The organism is Mesorhizobium sp. ORM8.1 (assembly GCF_053005525.2).
This window is the reverse complement of record NZ_CM132600.1, coordinates 4869314-4884273: the sequence shown is the minus strand read 5'-3', so window position 1 is coordinate 4884273 and position 14960 is coordinate 4869314. Positions and strand designations below refer to the sequence as shown.

The following is a 14960-nucleotide window of genomic DNA, read 5'->3' as shown; positions in this document are numbered from 1 at the left end:
GTGACCCTCAAGAACGGCCGCGCCGTCTAACGCCCGAGCAAGGCCTCCACCGCCGCCGCGATGCCGAGAAGATGCCGGTCATGCCCGTGCTTGCCCATCAGCATCAGGCCAACCGGCAGAGTCATGTCCGGCATCGGCAGTGAGATCGCGCAGAGATCGAATTGATTGCCGACCTGGGTGTTGCGCAACAAAAGGCCTTCCGTCTTGTCGCGCAGCGCCTCATCGGCAGCCATGGCGGCGATCGTCGGCGCGACCATCGGCACGGTCGGCAGCGCCACCACGTCGATCGCTTCCAGGCGTTGCGCCATCGCGGCGACCAGTTCGCCACGGCGGCGCATCGTCTTGATATAGGCTGAAGCGGGCACCGCCAGCGCGCGCGACAATGGCACGGTGACATGCGGATCGACCGGCACGGGCGCGCCGGCCGCCAGCCAGTCGGCATGCACCTCGGCGCCCTCCATCGACGCGATCGTGCCACGCTTGGTTGCCAGACGCATCTCCGCGATGAGGTCGTCGATCGGCAGGTCGACGACGCGGGCGCCTGCCTGCTCGATCCTGCCGATACAGGCCTCGAAGGCAGCAGCCACGTCCGCTTGCGTCTCGCTGAACAAGACACCACGCGCAATGCCGACGCGCAGGCCGGCAAGCGAGAGCGGCTGGAGCGGCAAAGGCTCCTCGCCCGCCATGACGGCGTCGGCCAGCGCGCATACGGCGACGTTGCGGGCAAGCGGGCCGATCGAATCCAGCGTCGCCGACAAGGGATAGGCGCCGCTCAGCGGCACGCGCCGCGCTGTCGGCTTGAAGCCGACGACACCATTGAGAGAGGCCGGGATGCGCACCGAGCCGCCGGTGTCGGAGCCGATGGAGATCTCGCTTGTGCCTTCACCCACGGCAACGCCGGCGCCGGCGGACGATCCGCCCGGAATCAGGCTGGCATCTTTGGCATTGCCCGGCGTGCCGTAATGCGGATTGTCGCCGATCGCGGTGAAGGCGAACTCGGTCATGTTGGTCTTGCCGATAATCACCACGCCCGCTTGCCTGAGCCTTGCCACGATCACCGCGTCCCGCGTCGCGGCGGGCGCCGTGGCAAGCATCAGCGAGCCGGCGGTGGTCGGCTCGCCTGCGACGTCGAATAAATCCTTGATCGACAGGATCGTGCCGTCGAGCGGTCCAAGGTTCACACCGGCCTTGCGCCGCGCATCGGACGCACCGGCGGCCGCCCGCGCGGCTTCAATGTAGAGCTTCGTAAAGACCTTTTCGTCGGCTGCGCGATTGGCAAGATTTGACAGGATGATTTCGAGACGGTCGCGGACGGATTGCATGTCTATGTCGGACTCCGCAAGGATGAGACGTCTTTAAAAGCAATTCCAGGAAAAGTGTGCAGCGGTTTTCCGCCCGGAATTGCGAGAAACAAAGGCAGCAGCGATTGCGCTGACGAAACGAATAAACCGGCAAGCGTGGCTTTGCACCCTGCCAGGAACAGGAAGATGCTGATGCTGTACAAAGGCAGCTGCCACTGCGGCAAGGTGGCGTTCGAAGTCGAGGGCGCGCTCGCCATGGCCGTGCGCTGCAACTGCTCGATCTGCAGGCGCAAGGGCGCGCTGCTGTGGGCGGTGCCGCATGACCAATTGAACCTCGTCGCCTGGGGCGACGATCTGGGCAGATACACCTTCGGCAAGGCTCAGATGGCGCATCGGTTTTGCCGGACCTGCGGCATCCACCCTTTCGCCGAGGATGTCAGCCAGGGCGCCGAACGCTCGGCCTATATCAACATCAACTGCCTCGACGATGTCGACCTCGCTGCCATCGAGGTGTTCGAGTTCGATGGCCGCTCGGCCTGAGGCGCTCGTATGGCCAGCATGACGAAATCGGCTCGGAGCCCCTGAGGGATCCAAGCCGATGTCCTTTGGCAACCAGGTCCGCTTGGCTACTGCGCCTGCCGAGGCCCCATCAGGAAAGCCACCAGCGCCGCAAGCAGCGTGGCAACCGCGCTGTAGGCAAAGGCGCTGGCAACGCCGGCATGGTCGACCAGCAAACCGCCGAACACGGCGCCAAGCGCGATCGCCGCCTGGAACGTCGCGACCATCAGGCCGCCGGCGCTCTCAGCCTGGTCGGGCGCGGCGCGCACCAGCCAGGTCTGCAGCCCGACCGGCACCGCGCCGAAGGCAAAGCCCCAGGCCGCGACGGCGGCCGCCGCCAGCGCCGGCGAAGCGCCAAGCGTGAGCATGGCAAGGGCTGCCAGCGCGATCAGCAGCGGCGCCAGTCCGACGGCGAGCTTGAGATTGCGCTCGGCCAGGAACGCGCCGGCGAAATTGCCGAAGAAGCCGCCGATACCGTAAGCAAGCAGGACCAGCGAAATGGTCTCGATCGGCATGACCGGCACCGTCTCCAGGAACGGCCGCACATAGGTGAAGCCGGCAAACTGGCCGGAAGCGACGAGCAGCACGACCAGAAGCGCGACGCGGATCGTGCGCCGCTTCAACACGTCGAGCAAGGTGCGGAAACCAGCCACGCCGGCCGGCGGCAGCCGCGGCAGCGTGGCGAGTTGCACCAGCAACGCCAGCGCGCCGACGACCGCCGCGATCATGAAGGCGGTGCGCCAGCCCCAGACATCGCCGACATAAGCGCCGACCGGCGCCGCGGTGACGGTCGCGATCGACACGCCGGTCAGGATGATCGACATGGCGCGCGGCATCAGCCGCATCGGCACCAGCCGCAGCGCCATGGCGGCAGACATTGCCCAGAAGCCGCCCAACGCGACGCCGAGCAGGACGCGGGCCAGAAGCAGCATGGTGAGCGAGGAGGCGAAGGCGGCGAGCAGGTTGGAGGCGATCAGCAGGACCGACAGGATCCACATCACCAGCCGGCGATCGAGCCGCCTGGTGACGATGGCCATGGTCGGCGCCGCGATCGCGCCGACGATCGCTGTCGCCGTCACCGCCTGGCCGGCAGCGCCTTCGCTGACGCCAAGATCCTGCGCCAGCCGCGTCAGCAGGCTGGCAGGCAGGAATTCGGCGGTGACGAGACCGAACACGCCAAGCGCCAGCGAGACCACGGCGCCCCATGCGGGTTCGGATCGTTCTTCTGTTTCGGGATTGTCGACAACGGCGGCATCGAGGACGCCCGTGGCGGGTTCGGTCATGACAAAATCTCCGATCTGATTTGCAGCGCCACTTAGCAAACGACCGGCCCCGGCCCCACCCGTTACAGGCTTTGACGGGAATATCAGTCCGGGTGGTTGCGGCGCAACATTTGGCTGCAGTGCAACATAGGGAGTGACGACCTGGAGTTTCCATGCTATAAACACCGAAATGAATTACAATTCGTCCAAATCGACACTGCCAGCATCCGGCGACCCTCTGACTGACATGCTGCGCGGGTTGCGTCTCGATGGGGTCGACTACGGCCGCTGCGTGCTCGGCGAACCGTGGGCGGTCTCCTTCCCCAAGCAGAAAGCGGCGCGCTTCCATTTCATTGGGCAGCGGGGCTGCTGGCTGTTCTCGCCGGCGAAGGAATGGATCGAACTGTCGGTGGGCGACGCGCTGCTCATCCCGCGCGGCGACGAACACATTCTGGCCAGCGCGCCGGGCGTGCCGCCTGTGCCGATCGGCCGCTACACCATCGAACCGGTCTGCGAGAATATCTACGATGTCTCCAACGGCTGCGACGGCCGCAAGACCCTGCTGTTTTGCGGCAGCATGCACTTCAATCTCGACGGCTCGCATCCGCTGCTCGACATGATGCCTGACCTGATGCAGGCGCATAAGTTGATGGCGAATGCGCCGAGCATCCAGCATCTGCTCGACGCGATGGCCGGCGAGGTGACGATGGATCGTGTCGGCTCCGGGGGCATCCTTGCCCGCCTTGCCGATGTGCTTGCCGCCACCATCATCCGCTGCTGGGTGGAGAATGGCTGCGGCGATGCCTCGGGCTGGATCGCCGCCGTCCGCAATCCCGATGTCGGCAAGGTGCTCGCCGCCATCCATCTGCAGCCCGAACGCGACTGGACGGTTGAAGCGCTGGCCGAGAAGATGGGCGCCTCGCGCTCCGCCTTTGCCCAGCGTTTCGCCACCGTGGTCGGCGAAACGCCGGCTAAATATGTGCTGCAGGTGCGCATGCACCAGGCCAGGCAGTGGCTGGCCCGCGACGGTATGCGGGTCTCGGTGGCGGCGGCAAGGCTGGGCTATGATTCCGAAGCTTCCTTCAGCCGCGCCTTCAAGCGGGTGATGGGCGAAGCGCCGAGCCATTTCCGCAACACGGCCGGCAGCGCGGACAGTACGACCGCCTGAGCCGTTCAAATCGCCGTCTGGAGAAATCGCCAAGTTTTTTGGACGAGGCGTCATTCCCTGTCCGTGGCAAGGACATAATCTGGCCTGGTGGAGGAACCCCAATGACCAGATACCTTGTAACGCTTGCGCTTGCCGCGCTCTCTTTCGTGCCACAACGCGCATTCGCGCTCGAAGACAGCTACCTGCCCGCAGACAAGATCCCCTACGTCGCCGAAGCACCGGACCAGCCGCAGCGCCTCGGCCCGCTATGGGGTGAGCGGGCGAAGGGTTCGGCCGGCACGCTGCTGAAAGTCCCCGGCAACTGGCGCGCGCCCGTCCATGCCCACACCGCCGATTATCGCGCGGTCGTCATCAAGGGGCTTTGGGCGCACTGGCAGATGGAAGGCGGCGAGGCGACCAAGGTCGAGCTGTCGCCTGGTTCCTACTGGACGCAGAAGGCCAACGAGATGCATGACGATGCCTGCCTCTCGGACACCGAATGCGTGATCCTGCTGATCAACGACACGCCCTACGAGACCTACATCCAGAAATAATCCGCCGGCAATCCGCGGACAACGCCCCGAGGCACCCAAGGGATCGCAGCCGGAGGCAGCAGCGGTTTCAAGCGCTCTGCGACAGCGGAACGTGAGCTGTCGCCGCCTGTCGGTGAAACAGGTGGATTGCATGGATCACGCCGGCGATCAGGGCAATGATGCCGCCGGCTTCCGCCAAATTGGGCCAGCGCCCGTGTGCCGCAAGGCCGAAGATCGCGCCGAAAGCGGTCTCCGAGACAATGAGTTGCGCGGCCAGCGCAATCGGCAGATTGCGCGCCGCTACATTCCAGGCCCAAACGCCGCAGACCGAGGCCAAGATCGCAAGTGCTCCTCCCCAGAGATAGAGATTGCCGGCGGTCTCCCAGCCGGCACCGAGCCTGGGGAGTTCGAACAAGCCGAACGCAGCGCCAAACGGAAAGAAGACCAGCATCTCCAGGCCGCCGCCGACGAGGATAAGCGCGGTCCAGATTCCGGCATCCATTCGCGGCCTTCTGGCAAGCGCGGCCTGGTTGGCGACGGCAAACCATGTCCACAACGCTATCGCGCTCAAGGCCAGGCCCATGCCGAGCCAAAGGCCATGATCGGTCCTCGCGTCCAGGCTTGCAAAGGCGTCCCGGTTGACGAGAAGCAGGCCGACACCCACCAACGCTGACGGAACCGACAATGACCGCCACGGCACGGACCCCTGGCGGATATTACCGACGATGGCGAGAACGATCGGCACAAGGCCCAGAAAGGCCGGAGCGATGATCGGGCCCGCGCAGATGGCGGCTCCGGTGACGGTGAGGAAATAGCCGACATAACCGATGAAGGCGAGCCAGGCTGTGATCAGCCAATCGCGGGGGCCGACCTGGCGCACGGCCTTGAGCCTCACGGCCAGAAAACCAAGCCCGGCCAGACCCGAGATTCCAAAACGCAGCAGGGCGAAGTCGAAGACCGTATAGTCGCCGATCACGAACGGTATGATGAAATTCAGGGACCAGACGAACGCTGCAAAGAGCGCGGCTGCGATGCCAGCCATCCGCGATGCATCCATGACAATCGCCCTTGTGTCCCATGGAGCGGCTGCCCGACAATCGTCTTCGACCCCTCTTTGTGCGTTCCCCCGAAAAATATGACTTCCTGTCATGCGGCGCGATGGCTATGTCTGGATGATGGCTTTCCAGAAATAGAAAAGATGAACTGGAACGATATTCGTTTCTTCCTCGCAGTTGCGCGGCATGGCGGCTTGACTGGGGCGGCGCGCGAAGTGCGAGCCAGCCCATCAACCGTTGCGCGCCGGATCGAGACTTTGGAGGCCGCTCTGCATACGCGCCTGTTCGAGCGGCGTCCGGATGGCTACGCGCTGACAAAGGCCGGTCATGACATGGTCGACAAGGCTGCGGCGCTTGAAACGGGCATGACCGAGTTGGAGAACCGCTTCAGCGAGCAGGATGGGCGCGTCTCCGGCACCGTTCGCATCGTGACCGTTGAATCCCTGGCCCATCATCTCATCATGCCGCGGCTGTCCGCCTTCCAGGACGCTTATCCCGACCTGTCCATCGGTGTTGCTATCAATGCATCCTTCGCCAGCCTTCCGCAGCGCGAGGCCGACGTCGGACTGCGCCTTTGCCGTCCGGAACATGGCAGTTTCGCCGTCAAGCGTATCGGCACGATTGCCTTCGGTCTTTATGGGTCGCCGGATTATCTGACAAAGCATCCAATCGAGCAGGATGCATTGCCAATCGTTGGTCATCGATTGATCACATGGGGTGACCCGCTGTCCTTTATGGCTTTGCCGAAAGCCTTGCGGTCCTGGGCCGAAGGAGGAAGCACGGTGCTTCAGGTCGATTCCATGCAGGCACAGATGATGGCGATCAAATCGGGGAGCGGGCTTGGCGTACTGCCCTGTATCGCTGCGACCGGTCAAACAGGTCTGGAGAGGATAAAGCCCGCTCTTTGCCGCCACGACGAACCCATTTGGCTCGTCGCGCATGAGGATATCCGTCAGACGCGGCGTGTCCGCCTCGTCTGCGATTTCCTGGAAACGACCGTCAAGGACATGCAGCCGGCACTGGCTTAAACGCATGTTTGGCACGGCTTGGTTCGTTTCCAAGGCCCGGAGCTCTGGCGCTCAGCCAGCGTGCCGTAGACTGACGCCACTGCCTTTGTCGAACATCACCACTTTGTCGGGATTCCAGGCAAAGCGCACCGGCTGCTCGATCGCGACATCGGTTCTGGCCGGCACGGTGGCGCGCAGCATCATGTCGCCGACCCTGAGCGTCAGGATCTTTTCGACGCCGTGGTTTTCGACATCGTGGACGCGCGCTTCGACCGGCGCGCCGCTCTCCAGATAGACATCCTCCGGACGGATACCGAAGACGAGCGGGCGACCTTCGGTCGCTCCGCCCGCCTTCTCCCCCAGAAAAGTCCCGGCTCCCCCATTAAGCGGCAGTTCGAAATTCATCGGCGCCATGACCGCACGGTCGTTGACCAGCCTGCCGTCGATAAGGTTCATCGGCGGCGAGCCGACGAAGCTCGCGACATAGGTGTCGCGCGGATTGTTGTAGATCTCGTGCGGCGTGCCGGTCTGCACGATACGGCCGTGGTTGAGCACCCCGACCTTGTCGCCCATCGACATCGCCTCGATCTGGTCGTGGGTGACGAACAGGAAGGTGGCGCCGAGCTGCATCTGCAGGTTCTTCAATTCCGTGCGCAGCGCCTCGCGCAATTTGGCGTCGAGGGCCGACAGCGGCTCGTCCATCAGGAACACGCGCGGCTTGCGCACGATGGCGCGGCCGATCGAGACGCGCTGCATCTCACCGCCCGACAGACGGTCGGTCTTGCGGTCGAGCAGATGCTCGATCCTGAGCGTGCGGGCGGCGCGGTCGACGCGGTCCTTGATCTCGGCGTCGGGCAGCCGGCGTATCTTCGGCTTCAGCGGGAATTCCAAATTCTGCCGCACCGTGTAGCGCGGATAGAGCGAATATTGCTGCAGCACCAGCGCCACGTCGCGCTCGGCCGCACCCCAGTCGGCAACGTCGACGCCGTCGATGAAGACCTGGCCTTCGGTCGGTTTGTCCAGGCCAGCGACCAGCCGTAACGTCGTCGTCTTGCCGGCGCCGGTCTCGCCGAGCAGCACGAAGAACTCGCCGTCCGCGATGTCGAGATTCAGACCCGTCAGCGCGGTGTGGCCGCCGAACTTCTTGGTGATGTTCTTAAGCTCGATATGGGCCATTACAACCTTACCCCAAGCGACTTGCCGCTTGCCGTGTCGAAGAAATGCGCCTGCTCCGGATCGATGCGGGCATGGACCTTCTCGCCCGGGCCCGAAACGTAACCGGCCTTGGTACGAGCGCGCAGCATTTTGGAGCCAACCTTGAGGTCGACGATGTCGAAGGAGCCGAGCGGCTCGATGATATGCGCCTCCACAGGCACAAAGCCCGGCGCAGCGTCATGCCGCACCAGCACCCCCTCCGGGCGGATGCCAAGCGTCAGGCCGCCATTGGTGGCGTGGCCGTTGAGCCTGGACAGGAGTTCGCCCGGGAACTCGAAGCCCGACGGCGCGCCACCGACGGTGACGGACGCAGCGCCGGCGCGATCGGCGACGCTGGCTTCGGCGACGTTCATCACCGGGCTGCCGACGAACTGCGCCACAAACAGGTTCGCCGGATGCGAATAGACATCGTCCGGCGTGCCGACCTGCTGGATGAAGCCCTCATGCATGATGACGGTACGGTCGGCGAGGCTCATCGCCTCGATCTGGTCATGCGTGACGTAGATCGTGGTCGACCCCTGCTTGACGTGCAGGCGCTTGATCTCGGCCCGCATCTCCTCGCGCAGCTTGGCGTCCAGCGCCCCGATCGGCTCGTCCATCAGCATCGCCTTTGGGCGCCGCACCAGTGCCCGGCCGATCGCCACGCGCTGCATGTCGCCGCCGGAGAGCGCAGACGGCTTCTTGTCGAGCATGTCGGCGATGCGCAGAACCCGGGCGATCTCGCGCACCGATTTGTCGACCTCGCCGCTGCTCATGCGCGTTGCGCGCAGCGGAAAGGCCATGTTCTCGAACACCGTCATGTGCGGGTAGAGCGAGAAGGACTGGAACACCATGGCTATGTCGCGGTCGGCGGCCCTGAGGTGCTGCACCGCCTTGCCATCGATCAGTATGTCGCCCTTGTCGATCGTCTCCAGCCCCGCTACCGCACGCAGCGTCGTGGTCTTGCCGCAGCCGGACTGTCCAAGCAGCACGATGAACTCGTTGTCGGCGATGGCGAGGTTCAGATTGTGGATGACCTGGACGGCACCGAAGAATTTTTCGATGCCGCGAAGTTCGATCTGCGTCACTGCCGCACCCCCTCATGCGTCGCGGCGCCGGTTTCTTCGCTGCGCTCCGGCGCAATCTTGGACGTGATGTTGAAACCGATCAGCCCGAACAGGATGATCGTCACGCCATAGGAATGCAGGCTGAGGCTCCATGGCTGGCAGAGCGCAACGATGCCCAGCACCATGAGCACCTGCGAGGCCGGCAGGAGGTATTTCTCATTGGCCGCGCGAAAGCTCATTTGCGGATCGCTCCGAAGGTCACACCGCGAAGCAGATGATTGCGCAGCAGGAAGGTGAAGATCGCGACCGGCAGCAGGAACAGGAAGGTGCCCGCCGCGATCGTGGTCCAGTCCGGAAGGCCAGAACCGATCTGGCTGGGGATAAAGGGTGGCGCCGTCTGCGCGCGCCGATTGGTCATGATCAATGCGAAAGCGTACTCGTTCCAGGCGGTGATGAAACAGAACACGGCGGTGGCGGCGATGCCGGTCGCCGCTTCCGGCAGCACGATCTTGAAGAAGGCCTGCATGCGCGTGTAGCCGTCGACGAGTGCTGCCTCCTCATATTCCTTCGGGATCTCGTCCATGAAGCCCTTCATCAGCCAGACCGAGAAGGACAGGTTGAACGCGACGTAGAGGATGATCAACCCGATATGCGAATCGTTGAGGCCGACCATCCGGTACATCAGGAACATCGGGATCGCCACGACCACCGGCGGAAGCATGCGCGTCGACAGGATGAAGAAGAGTAGGTCCGCCTCACCCGCGATCTTGAAGCGCGAGAAGCCGTAGGCGGTGAAAGTTCCCATGCCAACGGCAAGCACCGTGCTGATGACCGCCACGATAAGGCTGTTCATGAAGCGGTCGGGATACTGCGAAAGCTGCACATCCTTGCCGACCTTCAGCACCCGCTCGCCGCCGTCATAGATACGCTTTTCCCACCAGGGCGCGGCCTCGTAGACTTGCGGGTCGACGGGCTTCTGCATCTGCACGCGTTTGGTGAACAAACGGATGAACGGCGTGATCTCGGGCTCGAACAGGACGGTGGGCGGCACGCTGACCGCCAGTTCCTTCGGCTTGAAGGCTGTGGAAGCGATCCAGTAGATCGGCGCCAGGAAGACCAGCGTCGCAATCAGCACCGCGACGATGGCGACACGGTTGAGCGCGATCTCGGAAGAAGTGCGGACGGCGGCCATGTCAGCGCTCCTTCACCTTGTTGAGATACTTCACGTAGAGGTTGGTGATGGCCAGCACCATGATCAGCACGATGTAGGCCAGCGCGCAGGACTTGCCGGTGTCCCACTGCTGGAAGGCCTGCTTGTAGAGCCGGATCGCAATCAGCTCGGCGGTCGGCTGGGTCGTCATGGTGTAGGCGATGTCGAAGGTTTTGAAGGCCTCCATGGTGCGGAAGATCAAGGCGATCAAAAGGATTGGCGAGACCAGCGGCAAGGTGATGCGGGTAAAAGTGTACCACCAGCCGGCGCGGTCGATCGCGGCGGCCTCATAGAGATGCTGCGGCACTGCCGACAAGCCAGCGAGTGACAGCAGCATGACGAAAGGCGACCACATCCAGATGTCGGTGATGGCGACCGCGTAGAGCGCGCTGTCGGGATTGGAGAGCCAGGCGAAATCGCCCAGGCCGAAGGCATAGTTGATCGGCCCCCAGGACGGGCTGTAGAGCAGCTGCCAGAACAGGCCGACGACTGCCGCCGACATCATCATCGGCAACAGCAAGAGCGTGGTGATCAGGCCCTTCATCGGGAAGCTGCGGTTGAGCAGGAGCGCTAGGCCGAAGCCCACGATCATCTGGCCGGCCACGGAGACGATGACATATTTCGCCGTGATGACGAAGTTCGACCAGATGTGATCGTCGCTCAGCAATTCACGATAGTTCTGCAAGCCGACGAACTGCCAGGGTTCGCTTCGGTTCGCGGCGAAATTCGTGAACGAATAGCCCAGCGAGTAGATCAGCGGGAAGATGTTGAAGACGATCAGAAAGACCAGCGTCGGGATGATGAACAGGTTGCGGATGGTCAGATCGGACCATCCGCGCGCGGCGGCCCTGGACGCTGGATCAAGATTGGTGAGGGCTACCGAAGCCAACTTTGTCTCCCGAAAACAGAAATGCCGGAGGGGAAACCCTCCTCCGGCATTCTAACTGTGCTGCTTACTTGTAGCGATTGTACTTGGTGAACGTCGCCTTCCAGTCGGCGGCGGTCTTGTCGAGTGCCTCCTGGGCAGTGCCCTTGCCGCCGACCACGAACGGATAGATGTTCTGGTTCAGCTGATCGAGCACTTCGGCGTATTCAGGCGTCGCCCAGAAGTCCTTGACCATGAACATCGTGTCGTAGAACGCCTTGTTGTACGGCGTGGCCTTCTGAAAAGCTTCCGACTTCAGCACGGCTTGGCTGCAGGTGTAACCACCGAGGTCGGCCCATTTCTTCTGGGTGTCGTCCTTGATGAACCACTCAAGGAACTTCATCGCCTCGTCCTTGTTCTTCGAGTACGAGACGACGGAAATGCCTTGGCCGCCGAGAGCGGCGAAGCGCTTACCATCCGGGCCGGCCGGATTGGCGAAGAAGCCGGTGACGTCGGCATGAGGGTTGGTGGCCTTGTTCACCAGCGGCGGGAAGAAGGCGAAGAAGTTCATGCTCATCGCGGCGAGCCCGCCGGTGATCGCCTGATTGTCTTCCACGAAAAAGGTCTTCCCCAGCCAGGAGGCGCGAACTTGTACAGTTGCTTGTACATGTCGAGGCCTGCGGCAGCCTCTTTCGAATTGACGATGCCGTCGACCTTGTAACTTGCATAGTCGCCGAGATCGCCGCCGTAGCTGAAGATGGCGCTTTCAACGCCCATCGCCATCGCATCATAGGAATTGTCGGTGTAGATTGCGACGCCGTATTTCTTCTGGTCCGGACGATGGAAGAACTCGGCTATGTCGCGCAGCTGCGCATAAGTCTTCGGCACGTCGAGGTCGTAGCCGTACTTCGCCTTGAAGGCTTCCTTCTCCTTTGGATCCTCGAACCAGTCCTTGCGGTATGACCAGCCGATCGCGTCGCCTTCCAGCGGGATCGCCCAGTACTTGCCGGACCCGCCGGGGTATTCGGCATAGTACTTGATGGTCGCGGGCGCCATCACGTCAGTGAGCTTGTGCTGATTGAAGAAGTCGGTCAGGTCGACATAGTGGCCTTGTGTCGAACCGGCGCCCAGCCATTGCGAGTCGCCGACGACTAGGTCGTACGCGTCGCCATGCGCGTTGAACTCAGTGAAAGCCTTGGTCTGGAAATCCGGCCACGGCGTCGTCTGCACCGTGACCTTCACCCCGGTCTCGGCCGTGTAATCATTGACGAGTTCCTGCAGATAGTTCGCCGGATCCCATTCCGCCCAGAAGATGGTGAGTTCCTTGTCTTGCGCGCGGACTGATGTCCCGCAGGCAAGCGCCAGCCCGATACCAGCAATCACGCTGGTCACTATCTTGCGCATTGTTTTCCTCCCTGGTGCGCATTCTACCGTGTCATTCGAGCCGGCAATGTCGCCGGCCCTGGTAGTTCCTCCGTGATGGCACCTTTCCGGTTCCGGGGCCTCCTCGCCCTGCCGGAAAGTGGATCGCAGCCCTCAGTTCCAATCCGCTTTATCAGTCCTGATCTGGTATTACCAATTTCGGCTTGGCGTCAAGCGCTTTCTTATGCGATCAGCGACAGTCGAATGAACCAACCGTCGCGATATCTGCCTGATTTGCCTTATTTTTCCTACTCCTTGATATGAAGCGCCATTGTCACGCACGGCTCATCACAATTAATATTCCGAGCTGCTTGTATAATCTGGTCCAACCAGATTTGAACGATTGTCGTTTTCGGCACGACCGGTATTCGTGCTCATTTCGCCTCTGATTCCGAGATTGCGGCACGCACCAGCGCACCTGCCGCCCATTGAGCGACAGACATCATCTCAGCGCTCTCCAGCCCCCATATGTCCTTCAGGACCGTGACCACCTCGACACCGAACATCAGCGACAGGGACTGCGCCAAGCGCTTGAACTGGCGCGGCTTGAGACGCCCTTTAAGTGGCGCGATCGCATCCTTCAGCAGATCGACACGATGCCCCCGCGTGAAAGCCGGCTCGGATCCGAGCGTGCCCGCCTCCCGGCGCGCCCATTGGTCGAGCGACAATTTCAGCGCCGCCTTGAATGTCGCCTCGAAAGCCTCGATGCGCGGCATGGCGGTGGCGAAGAGATCGGCCACGCGCCGCTCCGCATCGTTGGAATTGGATGTCCAGGTGAGGATCGGTCCGAGCCCCTCGTCGACCACCGCCTGCACCAGCGCCGCCTGGCTCGGGAAATAGCGATAGGCCGTCGCCCGCGAGACCTGTGCCGCCTCGGCTACCTCGCTGACCGAAGGCGTCAGGCCCGACTGCATCAGCCTGGTCGCCGTCTCCAGCATCAGGCGCCTGGTGCGGGCGCGCGGCCCTTTTCAGCGAACGGCGCCTGATCATCGCCGTCGCGGGCAGCGGCTTGTTGACGTGAGATATCCATGTCAATACGATACGCGCGTCTCAAAAAATTGCAATGGTCCATGCCTCGACGGACGACCATGCAAAAGGTCGGTGGCCTCGCCAGGCGCGCGGGGTGATGGGGAAACGCGATGAAGCGCATCTACGTCGTGGGCACCGCCGACACCAAGGGCGAGGAACTGGCCTTCCTGGCCGATGCCGTCACTGCTGCCGGCGGCCTTGTCGCCCGTGTCGATATCGGCACGCGCGGCGCCTCCGTCCCAGTCGACGTACCGGCCAGCGAGGTCGCGGCACATCATCCTGACGGCGCAGGCGCGGTGCTTGGCATCGATGACCGCGGCACGGCGGTGGCCGGCATGGGCGCGGCTTTCACCGGCTTCATCCAGTCCCGAACCGATGTTGCCGGCGTCGTCGGCATCGGCGGTGGCGGCGGCACGTCGATCGTCACCGCCGGCATGCGTACGCTGCCGCTCGGCCTGCCCAAGATCATGATCTCGACGCTCGCCTCCGGCGACACAGCACCCTATGTCGACGTTTCCGACATCATCATGATGCCGTCGGTGACCGACATGGCCGGGCTCAACCGGTTGTCACGTGTCGTGTTGCACAACGCCGCCCAGGCAATTGCCGGCATGGCCGCAAAGCCGGCGCCGTCAGCCACCGGTAAGCCGGCGCTCGGGCTTACCATGTTCGGCGTCACCACGCCCTGCGTGACGGCAATCGTCGAACATCTGCGCGCCGACTATGACTGCATGGTCTTTCACGCCACCGGCACCGGCGGCCGCTCGATGGAGAAGCTCGCCGACTCCGGCCTGCTCGCCGGCGTCCTCGACATGACCACGACGGAAGTCTGCGACCTTCTGTTTGGCGGCGTTCTGCCGGCGGCGGAGGACCGCTTCGGCGCCATTGCCCGCACCGGCCTGCCCTATGTCGGCTCGGTCGGCGCGCTCGACATGGTCAACTTCTGGGCGCCCCCGACCATTCCCCAGCGCTATCGCGGGCGGCTGTTTTACGAGCACAATCCCAACGTCACGCTGATGCGCACCACCATCGAGGAATGCCGCCAGATCGGCGAATGGATCGGCGGCAGGCTTGCCCGATGCGACGGTGCCGTCCGCTTCCTCATTCCGGAAAAAGGCGTATCCGCCCTCGATATCGAAGGCGGCGCCTTCTTCGATCCGGAAGCCGACGCGGTACTGTTCGACGCGATCGAACGCACGCTCAGGCCGACGAAGAACCGCACCGTGACGCGCCTGCCGCTGCATATCAACGATCCCGCCTTCGCCAAGGCCGCGGCCGCGGCTTTCCTCGACATTGCCAAGAAGTGAGAC

Annotated in this window: 14 protein-coding genes and 1 pseudogene; 5 read left to right on the top strand and 10 right to left on the bottom strand. The window is 63.2% G+C overall.

The window, feature by feature from the left end; translation table 11 throughout:
- Window positions 1-26 precede the first annotated feature (26 nt).
- On the bottom strand, window positions 27-1322 hold the full coding sequence (locus tag ACVDG8_RS24525) for an amidase (protein WP_447257021.1): 1296 nt from the start codon (window positions 1320-1322) through the stop codon (window positions 27-29).
- A 171-nt stretch (window positions 1323-1493) separates the two neighbouring features.
- Between ACVDG8_RS24525 and ACVDG8_RS24520 the strand changes: the two genes are divergently transcribed.
- A complete protein-coding gene (locus tag ACVDG8_RS24520) occupies window positions 1494-1841 on the top strand; it encodes a GFA family protein (RefSeq protein WP_447257020.1) in 348 nt (115 codons plus the stop codon).
- An 86-nt stretch (window positions 1842-1927) separates the two neighbouring features.
- Here ACVDG8_RS24520 and ACVDG8_RS24515 read toward each other — a convergent pair whose 3' ends face one another.
- Entirely contained in the window at window positions 1928-3142 is a 1215-nt protein-coding gene (locus ACVDG8_RS24515; protein ID WP_447257019.1) for an MFS transporter, read from the bottom strand.
- A 169-nt stretch (window positions 3143-3311) separates the two neighbouring features.
- Here ACVDG8_RS24515 and ACVDG8_RS24510 point away from each other — a divergent pair, with 169 nt between their 5' ends.
- Window positions 3312-4289 carry an AraC family transcriptional regulator gene (locus ACVDG8_RS24510; RefSeq protein WP_447257018.1) on the top strand — a complete coding sequence of 326 codons (978 nt, stop codon included), beginning with the start codon at window positions 3312-3314 and terminating at the stop codon, window positions 4287-4289.
- Between the two features lie 101 nt (window positions 4290-4390).
- Window positions 4391-4822: a DUF4437 domain-containing protein gene (locus ACVDG8_RS24505; protein ID WP_447257017.1), complete on the top strand. Its 432-nt coding sequence runs from the start codon at window positions 4391-4393 to the stop codon at window positions 4820-4822.
- Between the two features lie 67 nt (window positions 4823-4889).
- On the opposite strand, the gene ACVDG8_RS24500 is transcribed toward ACVDG8_RS24505, so the two are convergent.
- Window positions 4890-5858: a DMT family transporter gene (locus ACVDG8_RS24500; RefSeq protein WP_447257016.1), complete on the bottom strand. Its 969-nt coding sequence runs from the start codon at window positions 5856-5858 to the stop codon at window positions 4890-4892.
- A 141-nt stretch (window positions 5859-5999) separates the two neighbouring features.
- Between ACVDG8_RS24500 and ACVDG8_RS24495 the strand changes: the two genes are divergently transcribed.
- Window positions 6000-6884, top strand: coding sequence for a LysR family transcriptional regulator (locus ACVDG8_RS24495; RefSeq protein WP_447257015.1), 885 nt, complete (start codon window positions 6000-6002; stop codon window positions 6882-6884).
- A 51-nt stretch (window positions 6885-6935) separates the two neighbouring features.
- Here the strand turns inward: ACVDG8_RS24495 and ACVDG8_RS24490 are convergent, their stop codons facing one another.
- The 7 genes and pseudogenes from ACVDG8_RS24490 to ACVDG8_RS24460 all read right to left on the bottom strand — a co-directional run bounded on the left by ACVDG8_RS24490 (window position 6936) and on the right by ACVDG8_RS24460 (window position 13559).
- A complete protein-coding gene (locus tag ACVDG8_RS24490) occupies window positions 6936-8039 on the bottom strand; it encodes an ABC transporter ATP-binding protein (protein WP_447257014.1) in 1104 nt (367 codons plus the stop codon).
- A complete protein-coding gene (locus ACVDG8_RS24485; RefSeq protein WP_447257013.1) occupies window positions 8039-9145 on the bottom strand; it encodes an ABC transporter ATP-binding protein in 1107 nt (368 codons plus the stop codon). The genes ACVDG8_RS24490 and ACVDG8_RS24485 overlap by 1 nt, the downstream gene beginning before the upstream one ends.
- The gene (locus ACVDG8_RS24480; RefSeq protein ID WP_447257012.1) at window positions 9142-9363 is read right to left on the bottom strand and encodes a hypothetical protein; all 222 of its coding nucleotides are present in this window, start codon (window positions 9361-9363) and stop codon (window positions 9142-9144) included. The genes ACVDG8_RS24485 and ACVDG8_RS24480 overlap by 4 nt, the downstream gene beginning before the upstream one ends.
- The gene (locus ACVDG8_RS24475) at window positions 9360-10316 is read right to left on the bottom strand and encodes a carbohydrate ABC transporter permease (RefSeq protein WP_447257011.1); all 957 of its coding nucleotides are present in this window, start codon (window positions 10314-10316) and stop codon (window positions 9360-9362) included. Before ACVDG8_RS24475 ends, ACVDG8_RS24480 begins: the two co-directional genes overlap by 4 nt.
- A 1-nt stretch (window position 10317) precedes the next feature.
- Entirely contained in the window at window positions 10318-11223 is a 906-nt protein-coding gene (locus ACVDG8_RS24470) for a carbohydrate ABC transporter permease (RefSeq protein WP_447257010.1), read from the bottom strand.
- Between the two features lie 64 nt (window positions 11224-11287).
- Window positions 11288-12603: pseudogene (locus ACVDG8_RS24465) on the bottom strand (ABC transporter substrate-binding protein).
- Window positions 12604-12995: 392 nt separating this feature from the next.
- Window positions 12996-13559, bottom strand: coding sequence for a TetR/AcrR family transcriptional regulator (locus ACVDG8_RS24460; protein WP_455707248.1), 564 nt, complete (start codon window positions 13557-13559; stop codon window positions 12996-12998).
- 201 nt (window positions 13560-13760) lie between these two features.
- Between ACVDG8_RS24460 and ACVDG8_RS24455 the strand changes: the two genes are divergently transcribed.
- Entirely contained in the window at window positions 13761-14957 is a 1197-nt protein-coding gene (locus ACVDG8_RS24455) for a Tm-1-like ATP-binding domain-containing protein (protein WP_447257007.1), read from the top strand.
- The last annotated feature ends 3 nt before the right edge of the window (window positions 14958-14960 follow it).

Bases quoted from the DNA above. Each gene is read 5' to 3' on its own strand.
- ACVDG8_RS24525 (WP_447257021.1), bottom strand. From the start codon at position 1,322: ATGCAATCCGTCCGCGACCGTCTCGAAATCATCCTGTCAAATCTTGCC.
- ACVDG8_RS24520 (WP_447257020.1), top strand. From the start codon at position 1,494: ATGCTGTACAAAGGCAGCTGCCACTGCGGCAAGGTGGCGTTCGAAGTC.
- ACVDG8_RS24515 (WP_447257019.1), bottom strand. From the start codon at position 3,142: ATGACCGAACCCGCCACGGGCGTCCTCGATGCCGCCGTTGTCGACAAT.
- ACVDG8_RS24510 (WP_447257018.1), top strand. From the start codon at position 3,312: ATGAATTACAATTCGTCCAAATCGACACTGCCAGCATCCGGCGACCCT.
- ACVDG8_RS24505 (WP_447257017.1), top strand. From the start codon at position 4,391: ATGACCAGATACCTTGTAACGCTTGCGCTTGCCGCGCTCTCTTTCGTG.
- ACVDG8_RS24500 (WP_447257016.1), bottom strand. From the start codon at position 5,858: ATGGATGCATCGCGGATGGCTGGCATCGCAGCCGCGCTCTTTGCAGCG.
- ACVDG8_RS24495 (WP_447257015.1), top strand. From the start codon at position 6,000: ATGAACTGGAACGATATTCGTTTCTTCCTCGCAGTTGCGCGGCATGGC.
- ACVDG8_RS24490 (WP_447257014.1), bottom strand. From the start codon at position 8,039: ATGGCCCATATCGAGCTTAAGAACATCACCAAGAAGTTCGGCGGCCAC.
- ACVDG8_RS24480 (WP_447257012.1), bottom strand. From the start codon at position 9,363: ATGAGCTTTCGCGCGGCCAATGAGAAATACCTCCTGCCGGCCTCGCAG.
- ACVDG8_RS24475 (WP_447257011.1), bottom strand. From the start codon at position 10,316: ATGGCCGCCGTCCGCACTTCTTCCGAGATCGCGCTCAACCGTGTCGCC.
- ACVDG8_RS24460 (WP_455707248.1), bottom strand. From the start codon at position 13,559: ATGCTGGAGACGGCGACCAGGCTGATGCAGTCGGGCCTGACGCCTTCG.
- ACVDG8_RS24455 (WP_447257007.1), top strand. From the start codon at position 13,761: ATGAAGCGCATCTACGTCGTGGGCACCGCCGACACCAAGGGCGAGGAA.